Source organism: Kribbella sp. NPDC048837 (genome assembly GCF_055586945.1).
This window is the reverse complement of the sequence record NZ_JBVJHF010000008.1, coordinates 233974-254360: the sequence shown is the minus strand read 5'-3', so window position 1 is coordinate 254360 and position 20387 is coordinate 233974. Positions and strand designations below refer to the sequence as shown.

Here is a 20387-nt window from a genome sequence, read left to right as displayed (position 1 = left end):
CGCGTGGGATCAGGTCCCATGCGGCGTCTGCTGGTGGTCACCGGGTTGTTGCTCCTGCTCTTCCTGACCGGAGCCTCGTCGGCGTCGGCGCACGTGATCGCGTCGACCGGTTACTCCTCGGTCCACCAGGACGGCGGCCGCGTGACCTGGTTGCTCAGCCTCGAGTACGACGTACTCACGCGAGCCGTCGATCTCGGCGCACCCGTGAACGACGACGGGCAGCGGGCGCTGGCGCTGGACGCGGCCAAGGACCGGATCGCCGAGTACTTGCACGACCGCGTGGTCGTCTCCGTCGACGGTGCCGCGTGCGAGTCGGCGCTCGAGACGACCGCGGTCGGTCAGCGGGCGACCAAGGCGTACGCCGAGCTCGGCCTGGTGTTCGACTGCCCGGGATCGACCGGAGCGTTCAGCTTGAAGTACGACGTCTTCGACACCGCCGAGGCGGTCGCGGACGATCACACCAACCTGGTCGAGTACACGTTCGCCGACACGTCCGGCCGGACCGTCTTCGACCGGTCGCACCATGACTTCATCGTCGGCGACAACACGATGGCCAGTTCGAGCCTGCAGTTCGGGAAGATGGGCGTCGAGCACATCCTGCTCGGGCTGGATCACGTGCTCTTCGTCGTCGCGCTCATCCTCGGTGCCGGCAGTCTGCGCGGCCTGGTCCAGGTGATCTCGATGTTCACCGTGGCGCACAGCGTCACGCTCGTCTCCACGCTGCTGGGCGGGATCGCCGTACCCGCGGTGATCGTCGAACCGCTGATCGCGCTCTCGATCGCGTTCGTCGCGGTGGAGAACCTGCTCGGCTCCACCCGCCACCGGCTTCCGGTGGTCTTCGGTTTCGGTCTTCTGCACGGACTCGGCTTCGCCGGGTCGTTGCGGATCACCGATCAGGTCAGTCCGGAACTGCTCGTCTCGCTGCTGAGCTTCAACGTCGGCATCGAGGTGGGTCAGGCGTTGCTACTGCTCGCCGTGTTTCCGCTGGTCCTGATGATTCGCCGGACCCGCGTCGCGGTTCCGGCGGTTCGCTCGGCGACCGGGGTCGTCGCCGCCTTCGGCCTCTACTGGTTCGCAGAAAGGTTTTTCCTCACATGATCCGCCTGTCACACAGGTCGAACGATCATTCACCCGCCACAACGAAGTGGCACAAACTCTTGTACGGCGTTACTGGCGGGCTGGCCGTGATGGTCGTTGCCGTACCGCTCAGCGGCGTAGTCGCGGATGCCGTTGACGGGCCTAGCGCCACCATCACCGGCACGGTCTTCGAGGATCGGGATGCCGACAACCGGATCGACAACGGTGAGGTCGGGATCCCCGGCGTCAGCGTGTCGGACGGTCAGCAGAGTGTCGTGACCGACGCCAGCGGGCGCTACACGTTCACGACCGACGTCGAGCGTCGTGACGTCGACCTGGTGTTCGTCACCCAGCCGGCCGGCTACTCGGTCGGCACCGACGACACCATGACGCCGAAGTTCTACCGGAACCTCGGTCAGCTGGCCGACGGCGCCAGCCAGGAGGTGAACTTCGGCCTCCGCAAGGACAAGGAGTCCGCGAGCGGTGGCTTCACCTTCGCCAACGTCGCCGACCCGCACGTCAACGCGCAACTGCCCGAGCAGATCACCGAGATCAACTCGACCCAGCAGAAGCTCGCGTTCATCCAGGTCAGCGGCGACCTGACGAACAACGCCACCGACGCGGAGTTCGACACCTACCAGCGGGGGACCGCGAACTCGAAGGTCCCGGTCTGGCCGGCCGTCGGCAACCACGAGTACGCCGCGGGAGCGACGTACGCCGAGCGGATCAACAACTACCGCAAGCACGTCGGCCCGGAGTGGTACTCGTTCGACTACAGCGACCGGCACTTCCTGGTGCTGGAGAACAACGGCGCCGCGCCGTTCGCCGAGCAACTCGAGTGGGTCAAGGCCGACCTCGCCCGGAACATGAAGCGCGGCAAGCACCTGGTCGTGCTGACCCACCAGCCGATGAACGTGCCGTTCGGTTCGCCGTCGGTGTACGACGAGTACGGCAAGGTGCTGGAGCAGTACGGCGCCGAGCTGATCCTGGTCGGCCACGAGCACTCGAACGACGTGGAGCCGAAGAGCGACTTCGCCGGCACCGCGAAGCACATCCAGACGGTGTCCAGCTCGTACACGATCGACAACTCGCCGCGCGGGTTCCGGTTCGTGCACATGGACAACAAGGCCTTCGACAACCCGTTCCGGATCTACGGCGCGGAGAAGGACCTGACCGTCGTCTCGCCGGCCCCGGGCACCGCGGTCCCGCTGGACAAGTTCCCGGGCATCCAGGTGAACGCCTACGACACGACGGACAACCCGGTCCGGGTTCGGTACCGGATCGACAATCGCGAGTGGCAGCCGTTGCAGTCGACCGGTGAGTTCACCTGGTACGCCGACCTGCCGCACGGCACCAAGGCCGGCAAGCACCGGATCGTGGTGGAGGCCGCGGACAAGACCGGTGCGACCTGGACCCGGACGTCGGACTTCACCCTGACCGGGGAGAAGGCGATCCAGCCGGTCGCCGGAGCCAACTGGTCGCAGCACCACGGCGACGCCTCGCACAGCGGTGTCGCCACCGACGCGATCGCCGCCGGTCAGCGGCTGGCCTGGTCGTACCGGACCAAGGGCACGTTCCTCACCGGCTCGCCGGCGATCGTGGACGGCGTCGTGTACGCCGGAACGCGGGACGAGAACGGTGACGGCAACAGCGCGGTCCACGCGGTCTCGCTGGCCACCGGCAAGAAGTTGTGGAGCTACACCGTGCCGTCGTCGGTGCACGGCAGCGTGGCGGTGTCGGACGGTCTCGTCTACGTCCCGACCCTGCGCGGCACGCTGTTCGCGGTGGACGCCAAGACCGGCACGCTGAAGTGGCGGCACGACCCGGAGGCCGCGCCGGACGGCAACAACCAGCGCACCTACGGCTACTACGGCGTGACGGTTGCCGACGGCAAGGTGTTGTTCCCGTACCAGACCCGGTTCGGTGAGGCGGCGACCGGCCTGCTGCTGGCCCTCGACGCCAAGACAGGTCAGCGTGTCTGGGCCTCGCCGATGGCGGGCAACACGATGAGCGACGGTACGCCGGCAGTCGCCGACGGTCGCGTGTACGTCGGGAACCAGGACGGCAGCGTGGTCATCGCCTACGACCTGGCGACCGGCGCGAAGCTGTGGCAGGGCACCGACACCCTCGGCGGCTGGCAGGACGGCGTCCCGTCCGCGGCCGACGGCAAGGTGTTCATCGGTTCGAACAACGGCATCGTCGCCCGCGACGGTGCGACCGGCGCCGTGTTGTGGAGCTACACCAGCTCGCACCCGTCGCTGGTGAGCAGCGGCGCGACGCCGTCCGCCGCGGCGATCAAGGGCAACACGGTCTACATGTCCTTCCCGAGTGGCGCGGTCACCGCGCTGAACGCGACCACGGGTGCCGTGATCTGGGACCAGTTGCTGCCGGGTTCGCAGTACCGGGGTGGCTCGTTCACCTCGCCGGCGTTGTCCGGGAACACGCTGTTCGTCGGCGCGAACAGTGGCGGGTTCTACGCGCTCGACGCGCGGACCGGTCAGCCGTTGTGGTCGCAGGACATCGGCACCTGGGTGTCGGCCGGACCGGCGGTCAGCGGAAACACGGTGGTCGCCGGCGCGTTCGACGGCAACCTGTACGCCTTCACCCCGGGCGGCCCGACCGCCAAGGCCTGGCCGCTGGTGGCCGGAACGGTGAAGAACAAGACCACCGGCGCACCTGCCGCGAACAGCACCGTCCTGGTCGTGCAGGACGGTACGGCGATCGGCCGCACCACGACCGATGTCGCCGGCAACTACCAGGTCGGTCTCTCGCAGGGCGCGGGCAAGTACACCATCCAGGTGGCGCAGCTCGGGTTCGCGACCGCGGCCAAGGAGGTCGAGGCCGGCGACAGCGGAACCTACCAGGCCGATCTCGAGGTGGCGCCGGTCAACGTCGACGCGAGTATCGGCAAGCGGCTGCCCAGCGGTCTGGTCGAGGCCGGCGTCGGTGACATCGTGATCGAGAACAAGCACCTGGCGATGGCGATCGCGAAGGTCTTCCAGGACTCGCAGATGAGTCCGTCCACCCCGGGCAAGGTCGTCGACATGGCGATCACCGGGCAGCCGGACCAGCTGGACTGGATCAACCTGCCGTACGTGAGCACCACCGAGCCGACCGGCGGCAGTGCCTGGCAGCAGTTGCAGGTGCGGTCGACCGACATCCGGATCGTCGAGAACACCGGCGAGAAGGCGGTCGTCCAGGTCACCGGGACCTCGGCGGAGAACGCGAACCTCAAGGTGGTCACGACGTACACCGCGACCGCCGACGAGCAGTTCGTCACCGCGGCGACGACGTTCACCAACGCGACGGGTGCGCCGCTGACGGTGTGGGCCGGTGACGCGCTCGACCACGACGGTGCGGGCTCCCGCTCGGCGGTGTCGGGCAACGCCCCGGTCACCAGCGGTGGTCCGTTCGCCCAGACGCCGGACGCGAAGCGCTGGATCGGCCAGTCCGGGACCGGCGCGGACAACCAGACCTACGGGTTGGTGTACGGCGCCGACAGCGGGGCGTTCACCGGGTACTCGCAGGCGATCTGGACGATGAGCAAGTTCAAGCTGGACCTGCCGGCCGGTGGTGCACACACCATCACCCGGCGCGTCGTCGCGGTCTCCAACGGAGGCGCGGCGGACAAGTTCGCAGTACTGAACCAGTTCGCCTTCTGATCAACCGATCAGGACCGCGAGCACCCTGACGGGCTGCCGGGGCGAGGCCGAGATCCGGTCGAGCACCGGCAGCCCGTTGCTCACGGCACCGATGACGGTGGAGTCCTTCGGGACGCCGTCCAGCGACGCAGACAACCGAAGGCAACGCCTGGGTAGGCGGATTGCAACAGAGTGTGTTCAGACCCTGGCCGGCTCGGGCGGCGCGTCGTCGGAGGCGTGCTTCGAGGTCCACCGGGATGCCGCGGTGGAGTGCCGGTACGGCGTCTCGCCCGGGGAAGGCGGCGTGATGACCGGGGCCGGCGGGTCCTCCACGCGTGCGACCACCGGGGTGCCGTCCGCGGCGAGGGCGTGCACTTCTTCGACCGTGAGCAGCCCGACCGGGCGAACCCCTTCGGTGATCACTACCATGCACCCGGGGATCACCTGCTGGGCACGGTTTCCCTTGCCTGGCACGAGAATCCCTTCGGCCGGCGTCCGCCAGGCGCCCGGCGCGAACCGGCGCAGCGCGATCCCGGCCTGACCGTCCTCCGCCGTCCGCGGCGGCAGGTAGGCGGTGGCTGTGTAGTCGTAGTCGTAGTCCGGCTCAGGCGGCCCGGACACTCGCCCGCCCTGCTGGGGCGTCAACCAGACCACCGTGCCCCGAACAGCGAGCGACCCCGTCATCATGACCATGAGAAGCCATCATGCCGATTACTGAGCGAATCCGCTACACGACACCGTGTATTGACCGCAATCATCCCGCGATCTCTTCGCGATCTCATAACACTGAGTATGAGGGCTCCGGCAGAGGTTGAGCCCGGGCGTATCGCGACGGGGGCGTTTGGGTAGCCTGCAGAGGTGGCTGAGGCTCGGCGGGGTTCGTGGGAGGGACGGCTGGTCCGGCTTGGTTTCGCGGACCCGCGGCGGGCCGGGGTGATGCTGGAGCAACTGGACAGCCTCGATGTGCGCAGCCCGATGGCGACCCAGCAGTTGATCACCACCTTGTCGGAGTCGGCGGATCCGGATCTCGCGCTGCACGGGCTGTGCGGGATGGTCGAGGCGCTGCACCGGCACCAGTACGACCTCCCCGCCTTCGCGCGGACACTCGAGATGGACGACGGCTTCCGGCGCCGCCTGGTCTACGTGCTCGGCGCGAGCGAGGCGCTCGGTCGGCATCTCGGCGTGCACCCACGGCACTGGTACGACCTGGCCGATCCCGCGCTGGCCGGCGCGCGGCCGTCGGTCGAGGACGTCGCCGCGAAACTCGCCAAGGCCGTCGACGCCGAGAACCCGGTCGACGCGCTCCGGGTCGAGTACCGGCGGCTCCTGCTCCGGCTGGCCGCCCGCGACCTGGCCGAAGGGCTGCTGGTCGACGAGGTGGCCGCGGTCCTGGCCGACCTGGCCGGGGGAGCGCTCGAGACCGCGCTCCACATCGCCCGCAACGACTACTTCGCCGCCCATCCGGGTGCCGCGGACTGCCGCCTCGCGATCATTGCCATGGGCAAGTGTGGTGGCCGCGAGCTGAACTACGTCAGCGACGTCGACGTCCTCTTCGTCGCCGAGCCGCTCGACGGCGAGCCGGAGGCGCCCGCGCTCAAGACCGCGAGCCTGCTGGCCGCCGCGGCGATGCGGATCTGCTCGGAGCACACTGGCGAGGGCACGCTCTGGCCGGTCGACGCGGCCCTGCGTCCGGAGGGCAAGTCCGGCCCGCTGGTCCGCACCCTCGACAGCCACCTCGCCTACTACCAGCGCTGGGCCAAGACGTGGGAGTTCCAGGCCCTCCTCAAGGCCCGTCCGGTCGCGGGCGACGCGAAGCTCGGTCAGCTGTACGCCGAGAAGACCGCCGAGCTGGTGTGGTCGGCGGCCGACCGCGAGGGCTTCGTCGGCGACGTCCAGGCGATGCGGCGGCGGGTCATCGACCACATCCCCGCGGCCGACGTCGATCGCCAGCTCAAGCTCGGTCCGGGCGGCCTGCGCGACGTGGAGTTCGCCGTACAACTCCTGCAGCTCGTCCACGGCCGTAGCGACGAAGCGGTCCGCAGCGGTACGACGCTCGTCGCGCTGGAGTCGCTCACCACGAACGGGTATGTCGGCCGCACGGATGGCGCCGTACTCGCGGATGCCTATCGGTTCCTGCGGTCGATGGAGCACCGCATCCAGTTGTACCGGTTACGCCGTACCCATCACGTCCCGGACGACGAAGCCGACCTGCGCCGGCTCGGTCGCTCGCTCGGGTTCACGAAGAACCCGGTCGCCGACCTGACCGCGGCCTGGAAGAAGCACGCGCTCGAGGTCCGGCGGCTGCACGAGAAGCTGTTCTACCGGCCACTGCTCGCGGCCGTCGCGCGGATCCCCGGCGGTGAGGTGCGGCTGACACCCGAAGCCGCGAAGCAGCGGCTGACCGCTCTCGGGTACGCCGATCCCGCGTCCGCGCTGCGGCACATCGAGGCACTGTCCGAGGGGGTGTCGAGGCGGTCGTCGATCCAGAAGGCGCTGCTGCCGGCGATGCTCGGGTGGTTCGCGGAGTCGCCGGACCCGGACGCCGGGCTGCTCGCCTTCCGGACCATCTCCGACTCGCTCGGGTCCACTCCGTGGTACCTGCGTCAGCTCCGCGACGAGGGCGCGTCGGCAGAGCGGCTCGCCCACCTGCTCGCGAGCGGCCGGTACGCCGTCGACCTGTTGCAGCGCGCGCCCGAGGCGACCGCGATGCTCGCCGACGAACGCGAACTCGTGCCGCGGACCCAGGAAGCCTTGCTGACGGAGATGTCCGCGGCGGCCGGGCGGCAGGACGAGCCCGAGGCGGCGGTGGCCGCGATCCGGGCGGTCCGGCGGCGTGAGCTGTTCCGGGTGGCCGCGGCGGATCTGTCGGGGCTGCTCGACGTCGAGCAGGTCGGGCTGGCGCTGACGGTGATCTCGGTCGGCACGCTGTCGACCGCGCTGGAGGTGGCCCGGCGAGCGGTGGCGAAGGGGCAGCCGGAGCCGACTCGGATGGCGATCGTCGCGATGGGCCGGTTCGGCGGGCACGAGCTCGGATACGGCAGCGACGCGGACGTGATGTTCGTCCACGACCCGAAGCCGGGCGCGGACGAGAAGGCGGCGACCGATTTCGCCACGCAGGCGGCGACCGAGCTGCGGCGGTTGCTGGCGTTGCCCGGCGCGGATCCGGCGGTCGCGGTCGATGCCGATCTGCGTCCCGAGGGCCGCCAAGGACCGTTGGTCCGGACGCTGGCGTCGTACGCGTCCTACTACGCGCGTTGGTCGGCGGTGTGGGAGGCGCAGGCGTTATTGCGTGCCGATCCGCTGTGTGGCGACGCCGAGCTGTGTCAGTCGTTCCGTGAACTGATCGACCCGTTGCGCTACCCGGCGAACGGGATCAGTGAGCGCGACGTGATGGAGATCCGCCGGATCAAGGCCCGCGTCGACGCCGAGCGGCTCCCGCGTGGCGCCGACCCGGCCACACACACGAAGCTCGGCCGCGGCGGACTCGCCGACATCGAGTGGACCGTGCAGCTTCTGCAGTTGCGCGAGGCACACCGGATTCCCGCTCTCCGGACGACCCGCACCCTCGGCGCACTGCACGCCGGGGTCGAGGCCGGCCTGGTCGACCCGACCGAGGCGGACACCCTCCGCGTGGCCTGGGAGATGGCCACCCGGATCCGCAACGCGATCATGCTCGTCCGCGGCCGCCCCGGCGACTCCCTGCCCCGCGACCCGCGCGACCTGGCTGCCGTCGCCCAGATCTGCGGCTACCCACCCGGCGAGACCAGCCGCTTCTCCGACGACTACCTCCGCCTGACCCGCCGTGCCTCCAACACCGTCGCGCACCTGTTCTGGGACGACTGACGTACCGAAGAACGGGTAGTGGTCGACCGCACCCCACCCGCCGGCCCGGTGTCCCGCCTCACCACCCCCCGCGCTGAGCCTGCGCGGCCGCCCACTACCCGTCCTTCGGTACACATCCCTCGTTCTTCTAGACTCGTGCCGGTGAGTTCGGTGGATCAGGTCAGGCAGGAAGGTGTGTTCAGCCACGTCCGGCGGAGTGTGCGGATGACGGTTGGACAGAAGCGTGTCTGGGAGACGCACTGGTCCGAGTTGGGGCGCCGGCTTGAGGATTTGCCGCCGGGTCAGGTCGACCTCGTCGCGTGGTTCGAGCGGGACGCGCCGACCGTGCTGGAGATCGGGTCGGGGATGGGTGACGCGACCGCCCAACTTGCGGTGGCGGCGCCGGACGTGAATCACCTGGCCGCGGAGGTGTACCCGGCCGGGCTCGGGCAGCTGATGTTGTGGGTCGAGAAGTACGACCTGGACAACGTCCGGCTGCTGCACGGCGACGCGCTCGACTTCCTCCGGGACCACGTGGCCCCCGGCACACTGGCCGGCGTGCGGATCTACTTCCCGGACCCGTGGCCGAAGAAGCGGCACCACAAGCGGCGCCTGGTCACCCCGCCGTTCGTCGCGCTGGTGGCGTCCCGGCTGCAGCCGGGCGGGACGTTGCACCTGGCAACCGATTGGGCGGACTACGCGGACCGGATGCTCGAGATCTGCGAGGCCGAGCCGCTGCTGCGCAACCAGTACGACGGCTGGGCCCCGCGACCCGAATGGCGGCCGGTGACCAAGTTCGAGACCCGCGCGCAGGCCGAGGGCCGCGAGTGCCGCGACCTCCTCTACACCCGGGTCACGCCGAGCGGCTCGTGAAGTTCCACTGCCCGGCCGGCACCGTGTAGATCGTGTAGCCATCCTCGTACGCCGGTTCGCCCACGAACGGACCCGGTACGGCGGTGACGTCCGAGGCAGCCGCGGACGGTACGTGGACCTCGGCCGTCGTCCCGACCGGGACCTGCACCTCGATCGACAGCACCCGGCTCACCTTCTTCCATGCGACCGCGACCCGGCCGCGGATCGTCTCGGTGCGGATGCTCGCCGAGTCCACGTCGGCCCGCGCGTCCGGCCGGACCACGATCCGCTCCCAGCCGGCGTCGACGTTGCGGAGGCCGGCGACGTTCTCGAAGATCCACTGCACAACGGTGCCCTGGAAGTAGTGGTTCCGCGAGCGTGCGTCGTCCTCCCACATCTCCCACATGGTGTCCGCGCCGAGCTCGAACCAGTAGCCCCAGCTCGGATACGTCCGCTGCAGCGCGACCTTCATCGCGACCTCGCCGTACCCGTGTGCGGTGAGAACCGGCAGCAGCACGCCGACGCCCAGGCAGCCGGTGTTGAGATGGAATCCGCGTGCCTCGACGTCCGCGGCCAGGTTGGCGGCGACCCGCTCGACGAGTTCCTCGGGCACGATCCCGAACGCCAGCGGTACGGCGTTGGACGTCTGCCGGTAGTCGGGATCGTCGGCGGACCGGTAGCGACCGGCCTCGCGATCCAGGAACGCGCGGTTCAGACCGTCGGCGAGCTCGGCCGCGGCCTTGCGATAGTCGTTGGGACGGCCAATGATGTCGCCGATCTCCGCCGCCGCGAGCACGGCCCGGTACAGGTACGCCGTTCCCGTCAGCCGCCGGTCCTCCGGCGCCGGCCCGCTGCCGTAGCCCGGTGGCAGCCAGTCGCCGAGCACGCTCACGGACAGCCCGTCCTCGACCCGGTCGAGCTCCCACGCCAGGTAACGGGTGAGCGGTTCCCAGTGCTCGCGCAGCAGCCGGTCGTCGCCGTACGAGCGGTGCATCTCGCGGAGCAGGAACGGGTAGACGGTCGGCCACTCGGTCGCGGGGGAGAGGTCGGTGAATCCCCAGCCGCTGGAGGGCACGATCACCGGCAGCTGCCCCGACGCGGCCTGGCTGTCCCGGATGTCGCCGAGCCACTTGGTGAAGAACCGGGCCAGGTCGAACGTGGCCAGCATCGTCGGCCCGCCCACCTGCGCGTCACCGGTCCACCCGTTCTTCTCGAAGAACGGCGTATCGGTCGGGATCCCGTGCAGATTGCTGAGGATCGTCCGGCGCATCGCCTGGTCGAACTGCTCGTACGACGGTTGCGTCGAGGTGAACCGGGTGACCGCGCGAACGTCGGAGTTGACGACCCGCATCTCCACGTCCGGACGATCCGTGAGTCCCTCGATCTGGACGTAACGGAAACCCTTGTAGGAGAAGCGCGGCTCCCAGGTCTCCACGCCGGCGCCGGCGGCGATGTACTCGTCCCGCTGGATCCGGTCGCCCTCGACGTGCCGGTTGACCGCGACCACGTTGCCATCGGCAACCGTTTCGCCGTGGGTCAGGCTGATCGTCGTCCCGGCGGGAGCGGTCACCGTGAGTTTGGTCCAGCCGGCTCCGGTCCGGCCGAAGTCGGCGACCCACACACCGGGGGCGGCTGCGGTGACGTCGACCGGCTCGACGGTCTCGATCACCCGGATGGGTTCGTGCGCCTGGGCGACCAGCTTGCCCTTCGGTGCGTCGACGACGGTCGCTGCGGACCACGCTGAGGCGTCGAAGGCCGGCGTGTCCCAGCCTGGGAGGGCGCGGCGGGCGTCGTACGTCTCGCCGAGGTAGAGGGAGTCCGAGAGGGTTGGGCCGCCGGTGAGGTGCCAGGTCTCGTCGGTGACCACCTCGGTCGTGCGGCCGTCGGCGTACTCGATCACCAGGCGCGCGATCAGGCGTGGGTCGGCGGTCCAGGGGGTCTGGTGCCAGCGCCAGACGTTGGGGCTGGTGAGGCCGAAGAATCCGCGGCCGAGCTCTGCGCCGACCACGTTGTCGCCGGCGTGCAGGAGGTCGGTGACGTCGTGCGTGGTGTAGAGGACGGTGTGGTCGTACGCGGTGAAGCCGGGGTCGAGGACGGCGTCACTCACGGCCTGACCGTTGAGCCGGAGGTCGGCGTACCCGAGGCCGCTGGCGTACAGCCGCGCTCGCCGTACGGTCCCGTCGACCTCGAAGGCCCGGCGGAGGAGTGGAGCGCTGTCGACCGTGCCGCCGATCCAGCGACCCTCGGCGAAGCCCTCGTCGAGGAGAGCGGTCTCGAACCATTCCGGTGCGGCCCACTCGCCGATGCGGTCGAGGCCGTCCCACAGCCGCACCGTCCAGTGGTAGCGCGTGCGGGGTGCCGCCGGGCCGTCGTACTCGATGCCGAAGGTCCGCGCCGACGTCATCTTGCCGGAGTCCCACACATCCGCGCTCTCCGGCGTCAGCAGGTCCGGCGAGGTGGCGACGAGGACCTGGTACGCCGACTGCGTCGCGCCGTACCCCGGAGCCGTGGCGACCCAGCTCAGCCGCGGCTTGGTCACGTCGGTGCCCAACGGCCGGACGGTGTACTCGGTCTCGAGGGATCGGGCGGTCAGCGGACCACCAGGCGTCCATCCGTCCGGCTCGTGCATCAGGCGGCTCCTCAGGCTCGTCTCGGCACCCCGAGGACCCTAGGCAGCCGGGTCGCGCGCTTTCAACCGTGTGACCAGATCCGGCCGCTGATCGAAAATGATCGTTTGTCTCACTTCGCGATTTGTCGTCTCACATCGCGAAACCTGAGCATGTTGCTCGACTTTGTCCGCTTTCATGGAGGCATGCAGGTCACCTCGAACGCTCCCGGCGATGCGCTGACGCGCCGCCGGCACGTCGACCTGCTGCGCGTGAACTCCTCGGGTTGTTGACCTCGGCGTAGGACCTCCGCCGTCCCGTCCGCGTCTCCTCCCGACCCGTAGGAGCAGTTCCGTGCGTCGTCTCATCCTGATCGCACTGCTGGGCTCGATCGCCCAGCTGGTCGACGGAACCCTTGGCATGGCCTACGGCGTCACCGCCAGCACGGCCCTGCTGATCACCGGGATCACCCCGGCCGTCGCGTCCGCGTCCGTTCATCTCGCCGAGGTCGGCACCACGCTCGCCTCCGGGCTGTCGCACTGGCGGTTCGGCAACGTCGACTGGCGCGTGGTCGCGCTGATCGGGGTGCCGGGTGGGGTCGGCGCGTTCGCCGGCGCGACGTTCCTGTCCAGCCTGTCGACCGAGTCCGCCTCGGTCTGGGTGGCCGGTCTGCTGCTCCTGCTCGGCGTCTACATCCTGGCCCGGTTCGGGACCGGGCGGGTGCGCGCCATCGTCGAGGGTCGTCCGGCCGGCAGGTTCCTCGGCCCGCTGGGTCTGGTGGCCGGGTTCATCGACGCCACCGGTGGTGGCGGCTGGGGCCCGGTCGCGAACTCGGCACTGCTGAGCAGCGGCAAGCTGGCGCCCCGGCGCGCGGTCGGCTCGGTGAACGCCGCCGAGTTCATCGTCTCGGTCGCGGCCAGTGTCGGGTTCCTGTTCGGCCTCGGCCGGCAGAACCTGCCGTTCAGCATCGTCGGCGCCCTGCTGGTCGGTGGCGTCCTCGTGGCGCCGCTGGCGGCCTGGCTGGTGTCCCGGCTGGCCACCCGGTGGCTCGGGGTCGGTGTCGGCCTGGTGCTGATCCTGACCAACGCGCGCACGCTCCTCAACGGCCTCGACGTGGCAACGACGCCCCGCTACGCCGTGTACGGCGCTCTCGTCCTCGGCTGGGCCGCGGTCGTCGGCTACGGCGTTCGCTTCGCCGGCCGCCGCGCGGTCGCCGAGGCCGAGCGTCTGCTCGACGACGAGCGCGACCTCGAAACCGTCTCCTGACCTGCTCTTCTCTTCCGCTCGCGGCCACCCGGCCGCCCGCCACAAAGGTCTTCCTGTGAGCATCTCCAGCATCCGTCCTGCCCGTCTGCTCGTCGCCGCCCTGGCCCTCGCGGTCACCGCCGCCGGCTGCTCCCGGGCGGACCGGGACGAGGCCCCGGCCGCCTCGGCCGACAAGGGTCCGGCCACCGAGCTCCGGCTCGGCTACTTCCCGAACGTCACCCACGCCGCCGCCCTGGTCGGTCTCGGCAAGGGCCTGTTCACCAAGGAGCTCGGCAGCACCAAGCTGGTGCCGACCAAGTTCAACGCCGGCCCGGAGGCGGTCGGCGCGCTGCTCGGCGGCTCGCTGGACGCGTCGTTCATCGGCTCCGGTCCCGCGATCAACGCCTACGCGAAGTCGAACGGCGAGGCGGTCCGCCTGATCGCCGGTACGACGTCCGGCGGCGCGCAGCTCGTGGTCAAGCCGACGATCACCAAGCCGGAGGACCTGGTCGGCAAGACCGTCGTCACCCCGCAGCTCGGCAACACCCAGGACGTCTCGCTGAAGAAGTGGCTGGCCGAGAAGAACCTGACCGGCAAGGTCAAGGTGACCAACCTGGAGAACGCCCAGACCCTGGACGCGTTCAAGAAGGGTGACATCGACGCCGCCTGGCTGCCCGAGCCCTGGTCGTCGCGACTCGTCCTCGACGCCGGCGCGAAGGTGCTGCTCGACGAGGCCACGCTCTGGCCGGACGGCAAGTTCCCGACCACGGTGCTGATCGTCCGGACCCAGTTCCTGCAGGAGCACCCGGAGACGGTGAAGGCGCTGCTCACCGGGCTGGTCGCCTCGATCGACTTCGCCAACACCGACAAGACGGCGGCCAAGGCCGTGGTGAACGCGCAGCTGCTGGAGGCGACCGGCAAGGCGCTGAAGCCGGCCGTGATCGACCGGGCGTTCGAGAACATCCAGATCACCGCGGACCCGATCGCGTCCACGTTCCCGCAGCTGGCCAAGGACCAGGTCACCGCGGGGATCGCCAAGGAGGCGCCGGCGGTGGCAGGGTTCGCCGACCTCGGCCCGCTGAACGACGTACTGAGCAAGGCAGGCAAGCCGGCCGTCGACGCAGCCGGTCTGGACACGAAGTAACTCACGCAGTCACCGAGGAGGCAGCCATGACCGCGATCGTCGAGACCGACCGGACCGTGTCGGACAGTGTGGTGAGTCCCGTGCGGTTCCACCAAGTGGGCAAAGCGTTCGGGACCGGCCGGAAGGCGGTCGTGGCGCTGGACGGCGTGGATCTCGAGGTCGCGGCCGGCGAGTTCGTCTGCCTGCTCGGGGCCTCGGGCTGCGGCAAGACCACGTTGCTCAACCTGGTCGCGGGCCTGGACCAGCCAACGGGCGGCCGGATCGAGCTGAACTCGTCGCGGCCGGCCGTCGTGTTCCAGGAGCCCGCGCTGATGCCTTGGCTGACGGCCGCCGGGAATGTCGAGCTGCCGTTGCGGATGGCCGGCGTACCGAAGTCGCAGCGGCGGGCGAAGGCGGCCGAGCTGCTCGAGTTGGTCAGGCTGGCCGGGTTGGGTGACAAGCGGCCGCACGAGCTGTCCGGTGGTATGCGGCAGCGCGTTGCGCTGGCCCGGGCGCTTGCCTCGACGACGGACAACACCGGAGCCGGCGCGGGCAAGCCGTCGTTGCTGCTGATGGACGAGCCGTTCTCGGCGCTCGACGCGATCACGCGTGACGTGCTGCAGGGCGAGCTGCTGCGGATCTGGCGTGCCACGGGTACGGCGATCCTGTTCGTGACGCACGACGTCCGCGAGGCCGTGCGGCTCGGGCAGCGCGTCGTACTGCTCTCGTCGCGGCCCGGCCGGGTCGTGCGGCAGTGGAACGTCGACACGCTGTCCGAGGCCGACGCGGTGGACGAGATCAACGCCGCGCTGCGGAAGGTGATCAGCAGTCATGCCGCAGCCTGACCTTCGGGAAGAGGTGTACGACGCCGGGTCGGTGGAGGCCGGCCTGGATGCGCTGGACACTCCGGTCGTCACGTCGGAGGGCTCACGGACCCGGCGGATCGCTGCCCGCGTGCTGCCGCCGGTCGTGGCGATCGCGCTGCTCGTGCTGGTGTGGCAGGTGCTGTGGGCGGCCGCGTTCTGGCCCGAGTTCAAGCTGCCCGCGCCGGCCGACGTGTGGGGGCAGATCTGGCAACTCGTGACGAGCGGCGAGATCGTCGAGCTGTTCTGGGTATCGGTGCACCGGGCCGTGATCGGGTTCGCGATCGCGCTGGTGATCGCCGTACCGCTGGGCCTGGCGATCGCCAACATCAAGGTGGTCCGCCGCGGGATCGGGTCGCTGGTCTCGGGGTTGCAGAGCCTGCCGTCGGTGGCCTGGGTGCCGGCCGCGATCCTGTGGTTCGGGCTGAACGACGCCGCGATCTACTGGGTCGTGCTGCTGGGCGCCGTACCGTCGATCGCGAACGGGCTGGTGTCCGGGCTGGACCAGGTGCCGCCGATCCTGCCGCGGGTCGGCAAGGCGCTCGGTGCCGGCCGGCTGGGCGGCATCCGGTACATCCTGCTGCCGGCGGCACTCCCCGGGTTCCTCGGTGGCCTCAAGCAGGGCTGGGCGTTCTCGTGGCGGTCGCTGATGGCGGCCGAGCTGATCGCGACCTCGCCCGAACTCGGCGAGGGCCTCGGCCAGTACCTGCACAACGGGATGTCGCTGTCGGACATCTCGATGGTGTTCGCCGGGATCATGCTGATCTTCGTGGTCGGCGTCGGCATCGAACTGCTGGTGTTCCGGCCTCTGGAGAACTCGGTGCTGCGAGCGCGCGGACTGACCTCATCGGCCAACTGAGCCCGGGCCGCCTCCGGTTACGGGTTGGCTTCTTGACCGTCGTGCCGCGGGCGTGTTGCCGGATCCGCCGTACTGTTGGAGCGTGGTCCGATTCCTGCCGTTCCTGATCAGCCTGGTGCTCAGCGTCTACGCGCTGTTCTCCTGCATCCAGACGCCCGACGAGGACGTGCCGCACCTGCCCAAGCTGGTGTGGATCGTCCTGATCGTGTTCGTCCCGTTCGTCGGGCCGATCGTCTGGCTGCTTATGTCGCGGAACCGGTCCGGCCGCGCGGACGGCGCCGTCCGGCCGTCGAAGCCGGCAACCCGCCCCGTCGCGCCCGACGACGATCCGGACTTCCTCAAGTCGCTGGATCGCTACCGGGACCCGCGCACGACGATCAAGCCGCCGGAGCGCCCGAAGGACGTGCCGAAGGAACCGAAGCGCCCCAAGGACAAGGACAGGGACAAGTCCAAGGACAAGGAGGCGCCGACGGAGGAGACTCCGTCCGAGCCGGACGACGGTAAGGCCTGAGCTTTCGCCCGGGCCTCACCGGCCGGAACGTGGTGGGTGAAGAAGCAGCTCCCCGCTACGCGGACTTTCGGTGCTCGGGCAGGAGGGTGTTGTCGCGCTCGGACTCCGTGGTGCCGCCCCAGACGCCGTACGGCTCACCGACCGACAGGGCGTGCTGACGGCACTCGGGCTGGACCGGGCAGGTGCCGCAGAGCGACTTGGCCACCATCTCGCGGGCGCGTTTGCGAACGCCACGCTCCGATTCGGGCGAGAAGAAGAGCTCCGGGTTGACGTCCCGGCAGGCGGCTTGTGACTGCCAGTCCCACAGATCCATGAGCGGGCGGGGCAGGCGAGGCATCCCTCTCGACATGGCAACCTCCTTGACTCACCGTGAGCGCGGACGGGCGCTCGGTGAAAACTATGCTCAACTCACACCGAGTTCAACCCTTGTTGTCTCGAAGTTCGGTCCATTCGTTATCGCGGAGTTCGCTCGCGGGGGCGTCGCAGGCCGTGATCGGCGCTTTTCACGCGGCGCGGGTGTTCACGTCACCACGCGATGTGACATGGGTCACGTGGCGAGCCAGACGCCGAGGACGGCGGCCAGCAGACCCGTTCCGAGGTTGAGTACGACGTTGAGCACCGCCATGCCACGGCGTCCGGCAGCGGCCAGTGCGGTCGTCTCGGCGGCGAACGTGCTGTACGTCGTGAACGCGCCACAGAACCCGACGCCGACGAGCAAAGCGATCGTGTGATTGCCGACGCCGGTGAGCAGTCCGAGCAGCAAGCTGCCAAGGATGTTGACGGTGAAGGTTCCCCAGGGCAACGGGGTCCGGATCCGGGTGCCGAGCAACAACCGGGCGACCATGTGCTTGTCCACCAGGAAGCGCAGGGGCGCGCCGACCGCGGCGCCGAGGGCAACGAGCAGGACGCTCATCGCGCTCGGCCGTTCACCCGGCCGAGCCGGCCCCACTCGCCGAGCGCCGCGGCCAGCATCGCCGCGGTGACCGTGCCGAAGTAGTAGACCAGGGCAACGAGCATGTGCCCGTGCAGCAACTTCTCGGTGTCGACCGCGAACGTCGAGAACGTCGTGAAGCCGCCGAGGATCCCGGTGCCGAGGAACGGCCGCAGCAACGGATGCGATCGCGGCGTGAGCCGGGCCAGCAGGACGCCGATCGCGAAACAGCCCAGCACGTTCGTCGCGAACGTCGCCCAGGGGAAGTCGCCCGGCCCGTGCGGGAACGCCTCGGCCAGCCCGTAGCGGGCCAGCGAACCGATGATCCCGCCGAGCGCCACCACACCCACGATGCGAGGTAGTTCGGAGTCAGCCATTCTCCGCCGGATCGTAGCGGTAGTACTCATGCCCGCCGTGCGGAGTCCCGGTCTCACCGGTCAGCGCCCGGATCACCATCGCGTGCGTGATCGCGAGGACCGGGCCGTCGGTGCTGGCCGTGTGCCGGGCGAGCGCCGTACGAGCCCGCTCACGGACCCTGGACAGCGGCTCCCACGGCCGCTGGATCCCCTCAGGCCACTCCCCGTCGTAGGCCTCGAATTCGGCCTGAGCGGCCCGTACGTCGGCCACGCCGCGCCACGACCCGGTGTGGTCCGGCAGCCAGTCCCGGAGGTCGTAGTCGACCCGCACGCCGAGAGCCAGCCGGTGCCCGATGATCGCGGCACTCTGCAGCGCCCGGGTGAACGGCGAGCTCACCAGGTACGTCGCGCCGATCCCGCTGAGCAGGTCGGCAAGCTCCTGCGCCTGCTTCGCGCCCAGAGCAGTCAGCGGGGCGGAATCGGCCGCCATCCCCGGCCACCCCCGGGAATCGATCGGCGCGTAGTCCGCCTCCCCATGCCGGACCAGGTAAATCTGCGTCACGCCCATGTTCTACCGGAGATGGCGGGCGCCTGCCCATCCGCGGGCGTGGCTGGGTGCGGGCGGATCGGTCAGGGCGGTGGGTGGGCGGACCTGGTGGAGGTCGTCGAAGAGGTGGTCGATGCCCGCGGCGGCCGGCGGTTGTGGATCGATCCAGCGGACCTCGGTCGCGCCCTGGTGGCCGTGCACGGCGAGGACGGAGGTCAGATCCGGCCAGACCGCGGTCGCGGGGTTGTCACCTCGCCAGCGCAGCGCCACCGACCCGTCGCTGAACTCACATCCCTCGGCGACCACACCCGTCCCGGACACCCCACTCGGATCCCGGTATCGCACCAACTCGAAGGTTCGCGGCCCCACCACCGTGCTGCACTCCTCGTTGTCTCGACCCGTCGTTGCAGCCCTCAACGAGTCCGAACCACCTCCGGTTACTGACGGGCAACCGGACGGCGCCTGAAGATCCGTTCCGCCGGGTCCAGCCCGAACGCCGTCTCCCCGGCGATCACCCAGAGCCGGCCGGCCGTACGGAAGTGTTCGAAGACCTCGAGGTGCTGGAGGAGCGGGAGCTCGTCGGTCCGCGCCGGACGGATGTTCACCGGGTGAGACAACCATGACCAGGGCTCGGATGCCATCGGATTCCGTCCGGGTGCTATCGTCGTACTCGTGAAGCGCAGCTATTGGCGATTTTTTGAGTGGCCGGCCCTGGTGCCGGGCAGCTCAGCCGCTAGCTGACGCCCGACCGAAGACACCAGAGCCGGCACGAAGGCAAGGACATCCGTCCTTGCCTTTTCTCGTTCCCAGCCGGCTGCTGCGACCTTCCGCGGTCATCCGGCGGAAAGGTCCCCACTCATGAACACCCTTCCTCAGCAGGCCGGTCAGGCGGCCGTCGTCGACCGGCGGATCGAGAAGACGGTCCCGCTGATCACACCGCTCGCGTTGCACGACGAGCTGCCGCTGAACGACGCCCTGGCCCGGACCGTGGTCGACGGTCGCCAGGCCGCGGCCGACGTCCTGAACGGCGTCGACGACCGTCTGCTGGTCGTCGTCGGCCCATGCTCGGTGCACGACGCCAAGGCGGCCCTCGAGTACGCCGAGCGCCTGCGACCGGTCGCCGAGCGACTCTCCGACGGACTGCTCGTGGTGATGCGCGTGTACTTCGAGAAGCCGCGCTCGACCCTGGGCTGGAAGGGCCTGATCAACGACCCGGGCCTGGACGGCTCCGGCGACGTGAACCGCGGCCTGCGGACCGCTCGGCAGTTGCTGCTGCAGGTGCTCGAGCTCGGCCTGCCGGTCGGCTGTGAGTTCCTCGACCCGATCACCCCGCAGTACATCGCCGACACCGTCGGGTGGGGTGCGATCGGCGCGCGGACGGTCGAGAGCCAGGTGCACCGCCAGCTGTCGTCCGGCCTGTCGATGCCGATCGGGATGAAGAACCGGCCCGACGGCTCCATCGGTACGGCGGTCGACGCGATCAAGGCCGCCGCCGTACCGCACGTGTTCACCGGTATCGACCACGACGGCGCGCCCGCGATCCTGCACACCCGCGGAAACCCGGACTGCCACCTGGTCCTGCGCGGATCCGACAGCGGACCGAACTACGACGCGGAGTCCGTGGCCGGCGCTACCGAGCTCCTGCGCAAGGCCGGGCTGCCCGAGCGTGTGGTCGTCGACGCGAGCCACGGCAACAGCCGCAAGGACCACCGCCGGCAGCCGGTGGTGGCCGAGGAGATCGGCGCGCAGGTCGCGGCGGGCAACCGGGCGATCGTCGGCGTGATGCTCGAGTCGTTCCTGCAGGAGGGTCGCCAGGACCTCGACCCGACCCGGGAGCTGACCTACGGGCAGTCGATCACCGACGCGTGCATGGGTTGGGAGACCACCGAGGTGGTGCTCGAAAAACTGCGGGACGCCGCGGTCACGCGGCGCGGCTAGCGGGGGACAGCTGTTC

19 protein-coding genes are annotated in these 20387 nt (G+C 69.8%); 10 read left to right on the top strand and 9 right to left on the bottom strand.

Features of this window, described 5'->3' with window-relative positions; translation table 11 throughout:
- Positions 1-18 precede the first annotated feature (18 nt).
- Together ACZ6O0_RS33490 and ACZ6O0_RS33485 are read left to right on the top strand one after the other, a co-directional pair.
- Positions 19-1098: a HupE/UreJ family protein gene (locus ACZ6O0_RS33490; protein ID WP_465769031.1), complete on the top strand. Its 1080-nt coding sequence runs from the start codon at positions 19-21 to the stop codon at positions 1096-1098.
- Complete coding sequence (locus ACZ6O0_RS33485) at positions 1095-4739, top strand: outer membrane protein assembly factor BamB family protein (protein WP_465769030.1); 3645 nt, start codon at positions 1095-1097, stop codon at positions 4737-4739. The genes ACZ6O0_RS33490 and ACZ6O0_RS33485 overlap by 4 nt, the downstream gene beginning before the upstream one ends.
- On the opposite strand, the gene ACZ6O0_RS33480 is transcribed toward ACZ6O0_RS33485, so the two are convergent.
- Positions 4740-4874: a hypothetical protein gene (locus tag ACZ6O0_RS33480; protein ID WP_465769029.1), complete on the bottom strand. Its 135-nt coding sequence runs from the start codon at positions 4872-4874 to the stop codon at positions 4740-4742. It abuts the gene before it with no gap.
- A 42-nt stretch (positions 4875-4916) separates the two neighbouring features.
- Complete coding sequence (locus tag ACZ6O0_RS33475) at positions 4917-5411, bottom strand: hypothetical protein (protein WP_465769028.1); 495 nt, start codon at positions 5409-5411, stop codon at positions 4917-4919.
- Between the two features lie 165 nt (positions 5412-5576).
- Between ACZ6O0_RS33475 and ACZ6O0_RS33470 the strand changes: the two genes are divergently transcribed.
- A complete protein-coding gene (locus tag ACZ6O0_RS33470) occupies positions 5577-8561 on the top strand; it encodes a bifunctional [glutamine synthetase] adenylyltransferase/[glutamine synthetase]-adenylyl-L-tyrosine phosphorylase (protein ID WP_465769027.1) in 2985 nt (994 codons plus the stop codon).
- Positions 8562-8702: 141 nt separating this feature from the next.
- Complete coding sequence (gene trmB, locus ACZ6O0_RS33465; RefSeq protein ID WP_465769026.1) at positions 8703-9413, top strand: tRNA (guanosine(46)-N7)-methyltransferase TrmB; 711 nt, start codon at positions 8703-8705, stop codon at positions 9411-9413.
- On the opposite strand, the gene ACZ6O0_RS33460 is transcribed toward trmB, so the two are convergent.
- The gene (locus ACZ6O0_RS33460) at positions 9394-12021 is read right to left on the bottom strand and encodes a family 78 glycoside hydrolase catalytic domain (RefSeq protein ID WP_465769025.1); all 2628 of its coding nucleotides are present in this window, start codon (positions 12019-12021) and stop codon (positions 9394-9396) included. The genes trmB and ACZ6O0_RS33460 overlap by 20 nt on opposite strands.
- A 331-nt stretch (positions 12022-12352) precedes the next feature.
- Between ACZ6O0_RS33460 and ACZ6O0_RS33455 the strand changes: the two genes are divergently transcribed.
- The 5 genes from ACZ6O0_RS33455 to ACZ6O0_RS33435 all read left to right on the top strand — a co-directional run bounded on the left by ACZ6O0_RS33455 (position 12353) and on the right by ACZ6O0_RS33435 (position 16599).
- Positions 12353-13264, top strand: coding sequence for a sulfite exporter TauE/SafE family protein (locus tag ACZ6O0_RS33455; protein WP_465769024.1), 912 nt, complete (start codon positions 12353-12355; stop codon positions 13262-13264).
- 55 nt (positions 13265-13319) lie between these two features.
- Positions 13320-14387 carry an ABC transporter substrate-binding protein gene (locus ACZ6O0_RS33450; protein ID WP_465769023.1) on the top strand — a complete coding sequence of 356 codons (1068 nt, stop codon included), beginning with the start codon at positions 13320-13322 and terminating at the stop codon, positions 14385-14387.
- A 26-nt stretch (positions 14388-14413) separates the two neighbouring features.
- Positions 14414-15211, top strand: coding sequence for an ABC transporter ATP-binding protein (locus tag ACZ6O0_RS33445; protein WP_465769022.1), 798 nt, complete (start codon positions 14414-14416; stop codon positions 15209-15211).
- Positions 15198-16088, top strand: coding sequence for an ABC transporter permease (locus ACZ6O0_RS33440; protein WP_465769021.1), 891 nt, complete (start codon positions 15198-15200; stop codon positions 16086-16088). The genes ACZ6O0_RS33445 and ACZ6O0_RS33440 overlap by 14 nt, the downstream gene beginning before the upstream one ends.
- Before the next feature lie 82 nt (positions 16089-16170).
- Positions 16171-16599, top strand: a complete 429-nt coding sequence (locus ACZ6O0_RS33435) for a PLD nuclease N-terminal domain-containing protein (protein WP_465769020.1) — start codon at positions 16171-16173, stop codon at positions 16597-16599.
- A gap of 55 nt (positions 16600-16654) precedes the next feature.
- Here ACZ6O0_RS33435 and ACZ6O0_RS33430 read toward each other — a convergent pair whose 3' ends face one another.
- From ACZ6O0_RS33430 to ACZ6O0_RS33405, 6 genes are all read right to left on the bottom strand, one after another.
- The gene (locus ACZ6O0_RS33430) at positions 16655-16948 is read right to left on the bottom strand and encodes a WhiB family transcriptional regulator (RefSeq protein WP_131350551.1); all 294 of its coding nucleotides are present in this window, start codon (positions 16946-16948) and stop codon (positions 16655-16657) included.
- Between the two features lie 198 nt (positions 16949-17146).
- The gene (gene crcB / locus ACZ6O0_RS33425; RefSeq protein ID WP_465769019.1) at positions 17147-17512 is read right to left on the bottom strand and encodes a fluoride efflux transporter CrcB; all 366 of its coding nucleotides are present in this window, start codon (positions 17510-17512) and stop codon (positions 17147-17149) included.
- On the bottom strand, positions 17509-17907 hold the full coding sequence (crcB, locus tag ACZ6O0_RS33420) for a fluoride efflux transporter CrcB (protein WP_465769018.1): 399 nt from the start codon (positions 17905-17907) through the stop codon (positions 17509-17511). Before crcB (ACZ6O0_RS33420) ends, crcB (ACZ6O0_RS33425) begins: the two co-directional genes overlap by 4 nt.
- Positions 17900-18454, bottom strand: coding sequence for a histidine phosphatase family protein (locus tag ACZ6O0_RS33415; RefSeq protein ID WP_465769017.1), 555 nt, complete (start codon positions 18452-18454; stop codon positions 17900-17902). Before ACZ6O0_RS33415 ends, crcB (ACZ6O0_RS33420) begins: the two co-directional genes overlap by 8 nt.
- A gap of 3 nt (positions 18455-18457) precedes the next feature.
- Positions 18458-18805, bottom strand: coding sequence for a hypothetical protein (locus tag ACZ6O0_RS33410; RefSeq protein ID WP_465769016.1), 348 nt, complete (start codon positions 18803-18805; stop codon positions 18458-18460).
- A 65-nt stretch (positions 18806-18870) separates the two neighbouring features.
- Positions 18871-19038 (bottom strand): hypothetical protein, encoded by a 168-nt coding sequence (locus tag ACZ6O0_RS33405; RefSeq protein WP_465769015.1) that lies wholly within the window; start codon positions 19036-19038, stop codon positions 18871-18873.
- 253 nt (positions 19039-19291) lie between these two features.
- Here ACZ6O0_RS33405 and ACZ6O0_RS33400 point away from each other — a divergent pair, with 253 nt between their 5' ends.
- Entirely contained in the window at positions 19292-20371 is a 1080-nt protein-coding gene (locus ACZ6O0_RS33400; RefSeq protein WP_465769014.1) for a 3-deoxy-7-phosphoheptulonate synthase, read from the top strand.
- The last annotated feature ends 16 nt before the right edge of the window (positions 20372-20387 follow it).

Bases quoted from the DNA above. Each gene is read 5' to 3' on its own strand.
- ACZ6O0_RS33440 (WP_465769021.1), top strand. From the start codon at position 15,198: ATGCCGCAGCCTGACCTTCGGGAAGAGGTGTACGACGCCGGGTCGGTG.
- crcB (WP_465769019.1), bottom strand. From the start codon at position 17,512: ATGAGCGTCCTGCTCGTTGCCCTCGGCGCCGCGGTCGGCGCGCCCCTG.
- ACZ6O0_RS33430 (WP_131350551.1), bottom strand. From the start codon at position 16,948: ATGTCGAGAGGGATGCCTCGCCTGCCCCGCCCGCTCATGGATCTGTGG.
- ACZ6O0_RS33475 (WP_465769028.1), bottom strand. From the start codon at position 5,411: ATGGTCATGATGACGGGGTCGCTCGCTGTTCGGGGCACGGTGGTCTGG.
- ACZ6O0_RS33490 (WP_465769031.1), top strand. From the start codon at position 19: ATGCGGCGTCTGCTGGTGGTCACCGGGTTGTTGCTCCTGCTCTTCCTG.
- ACZ6O0_RS33445 (WP_465769022.1), top strand. From the start codon at position 14,414: ATGACCGCGATCGTCGAGACCGACCGGACCGTGTCGGACAGTGTGGTG.
- ACZ6O0_RS33460 (WP_465769025.1), bottom strand. From the start codon at position 12,021: ATGCACGAGCCGGACGGATGGACGCCTGGTGGTCCGCTGACCGCCCGA.
- ACZ6O0_RS33415 (WP_465769017.1), bottom strand. From the start codon at position 18,454: ATGGGCGTGACGCAGATTTACCTGGTCCGGCATGGGGAGGCGGACTAC.
- ACZ6O0_RS33400 (WP_465769014.1), top strand. From the start codon at position 19,292: ATGAACACCCTTCCTCAGCAGGCCGGTCAGGCGGCCGTCGTCGACCGG.
- ACZ6O0_RS33485 (WP_465769030.1), top strand. From the start codon at position 1,095: ATGATCCGCCTGTCACACAGGTCGAACGATCATTCACCCGCCACAACG.
- crcB (WP_465769018.1), bottom strand. From the start codon at position 17,907: ATGGCTGACTCCGAACTACCTCGCATCGTGGGTGTGGTGGCGCTCGGC.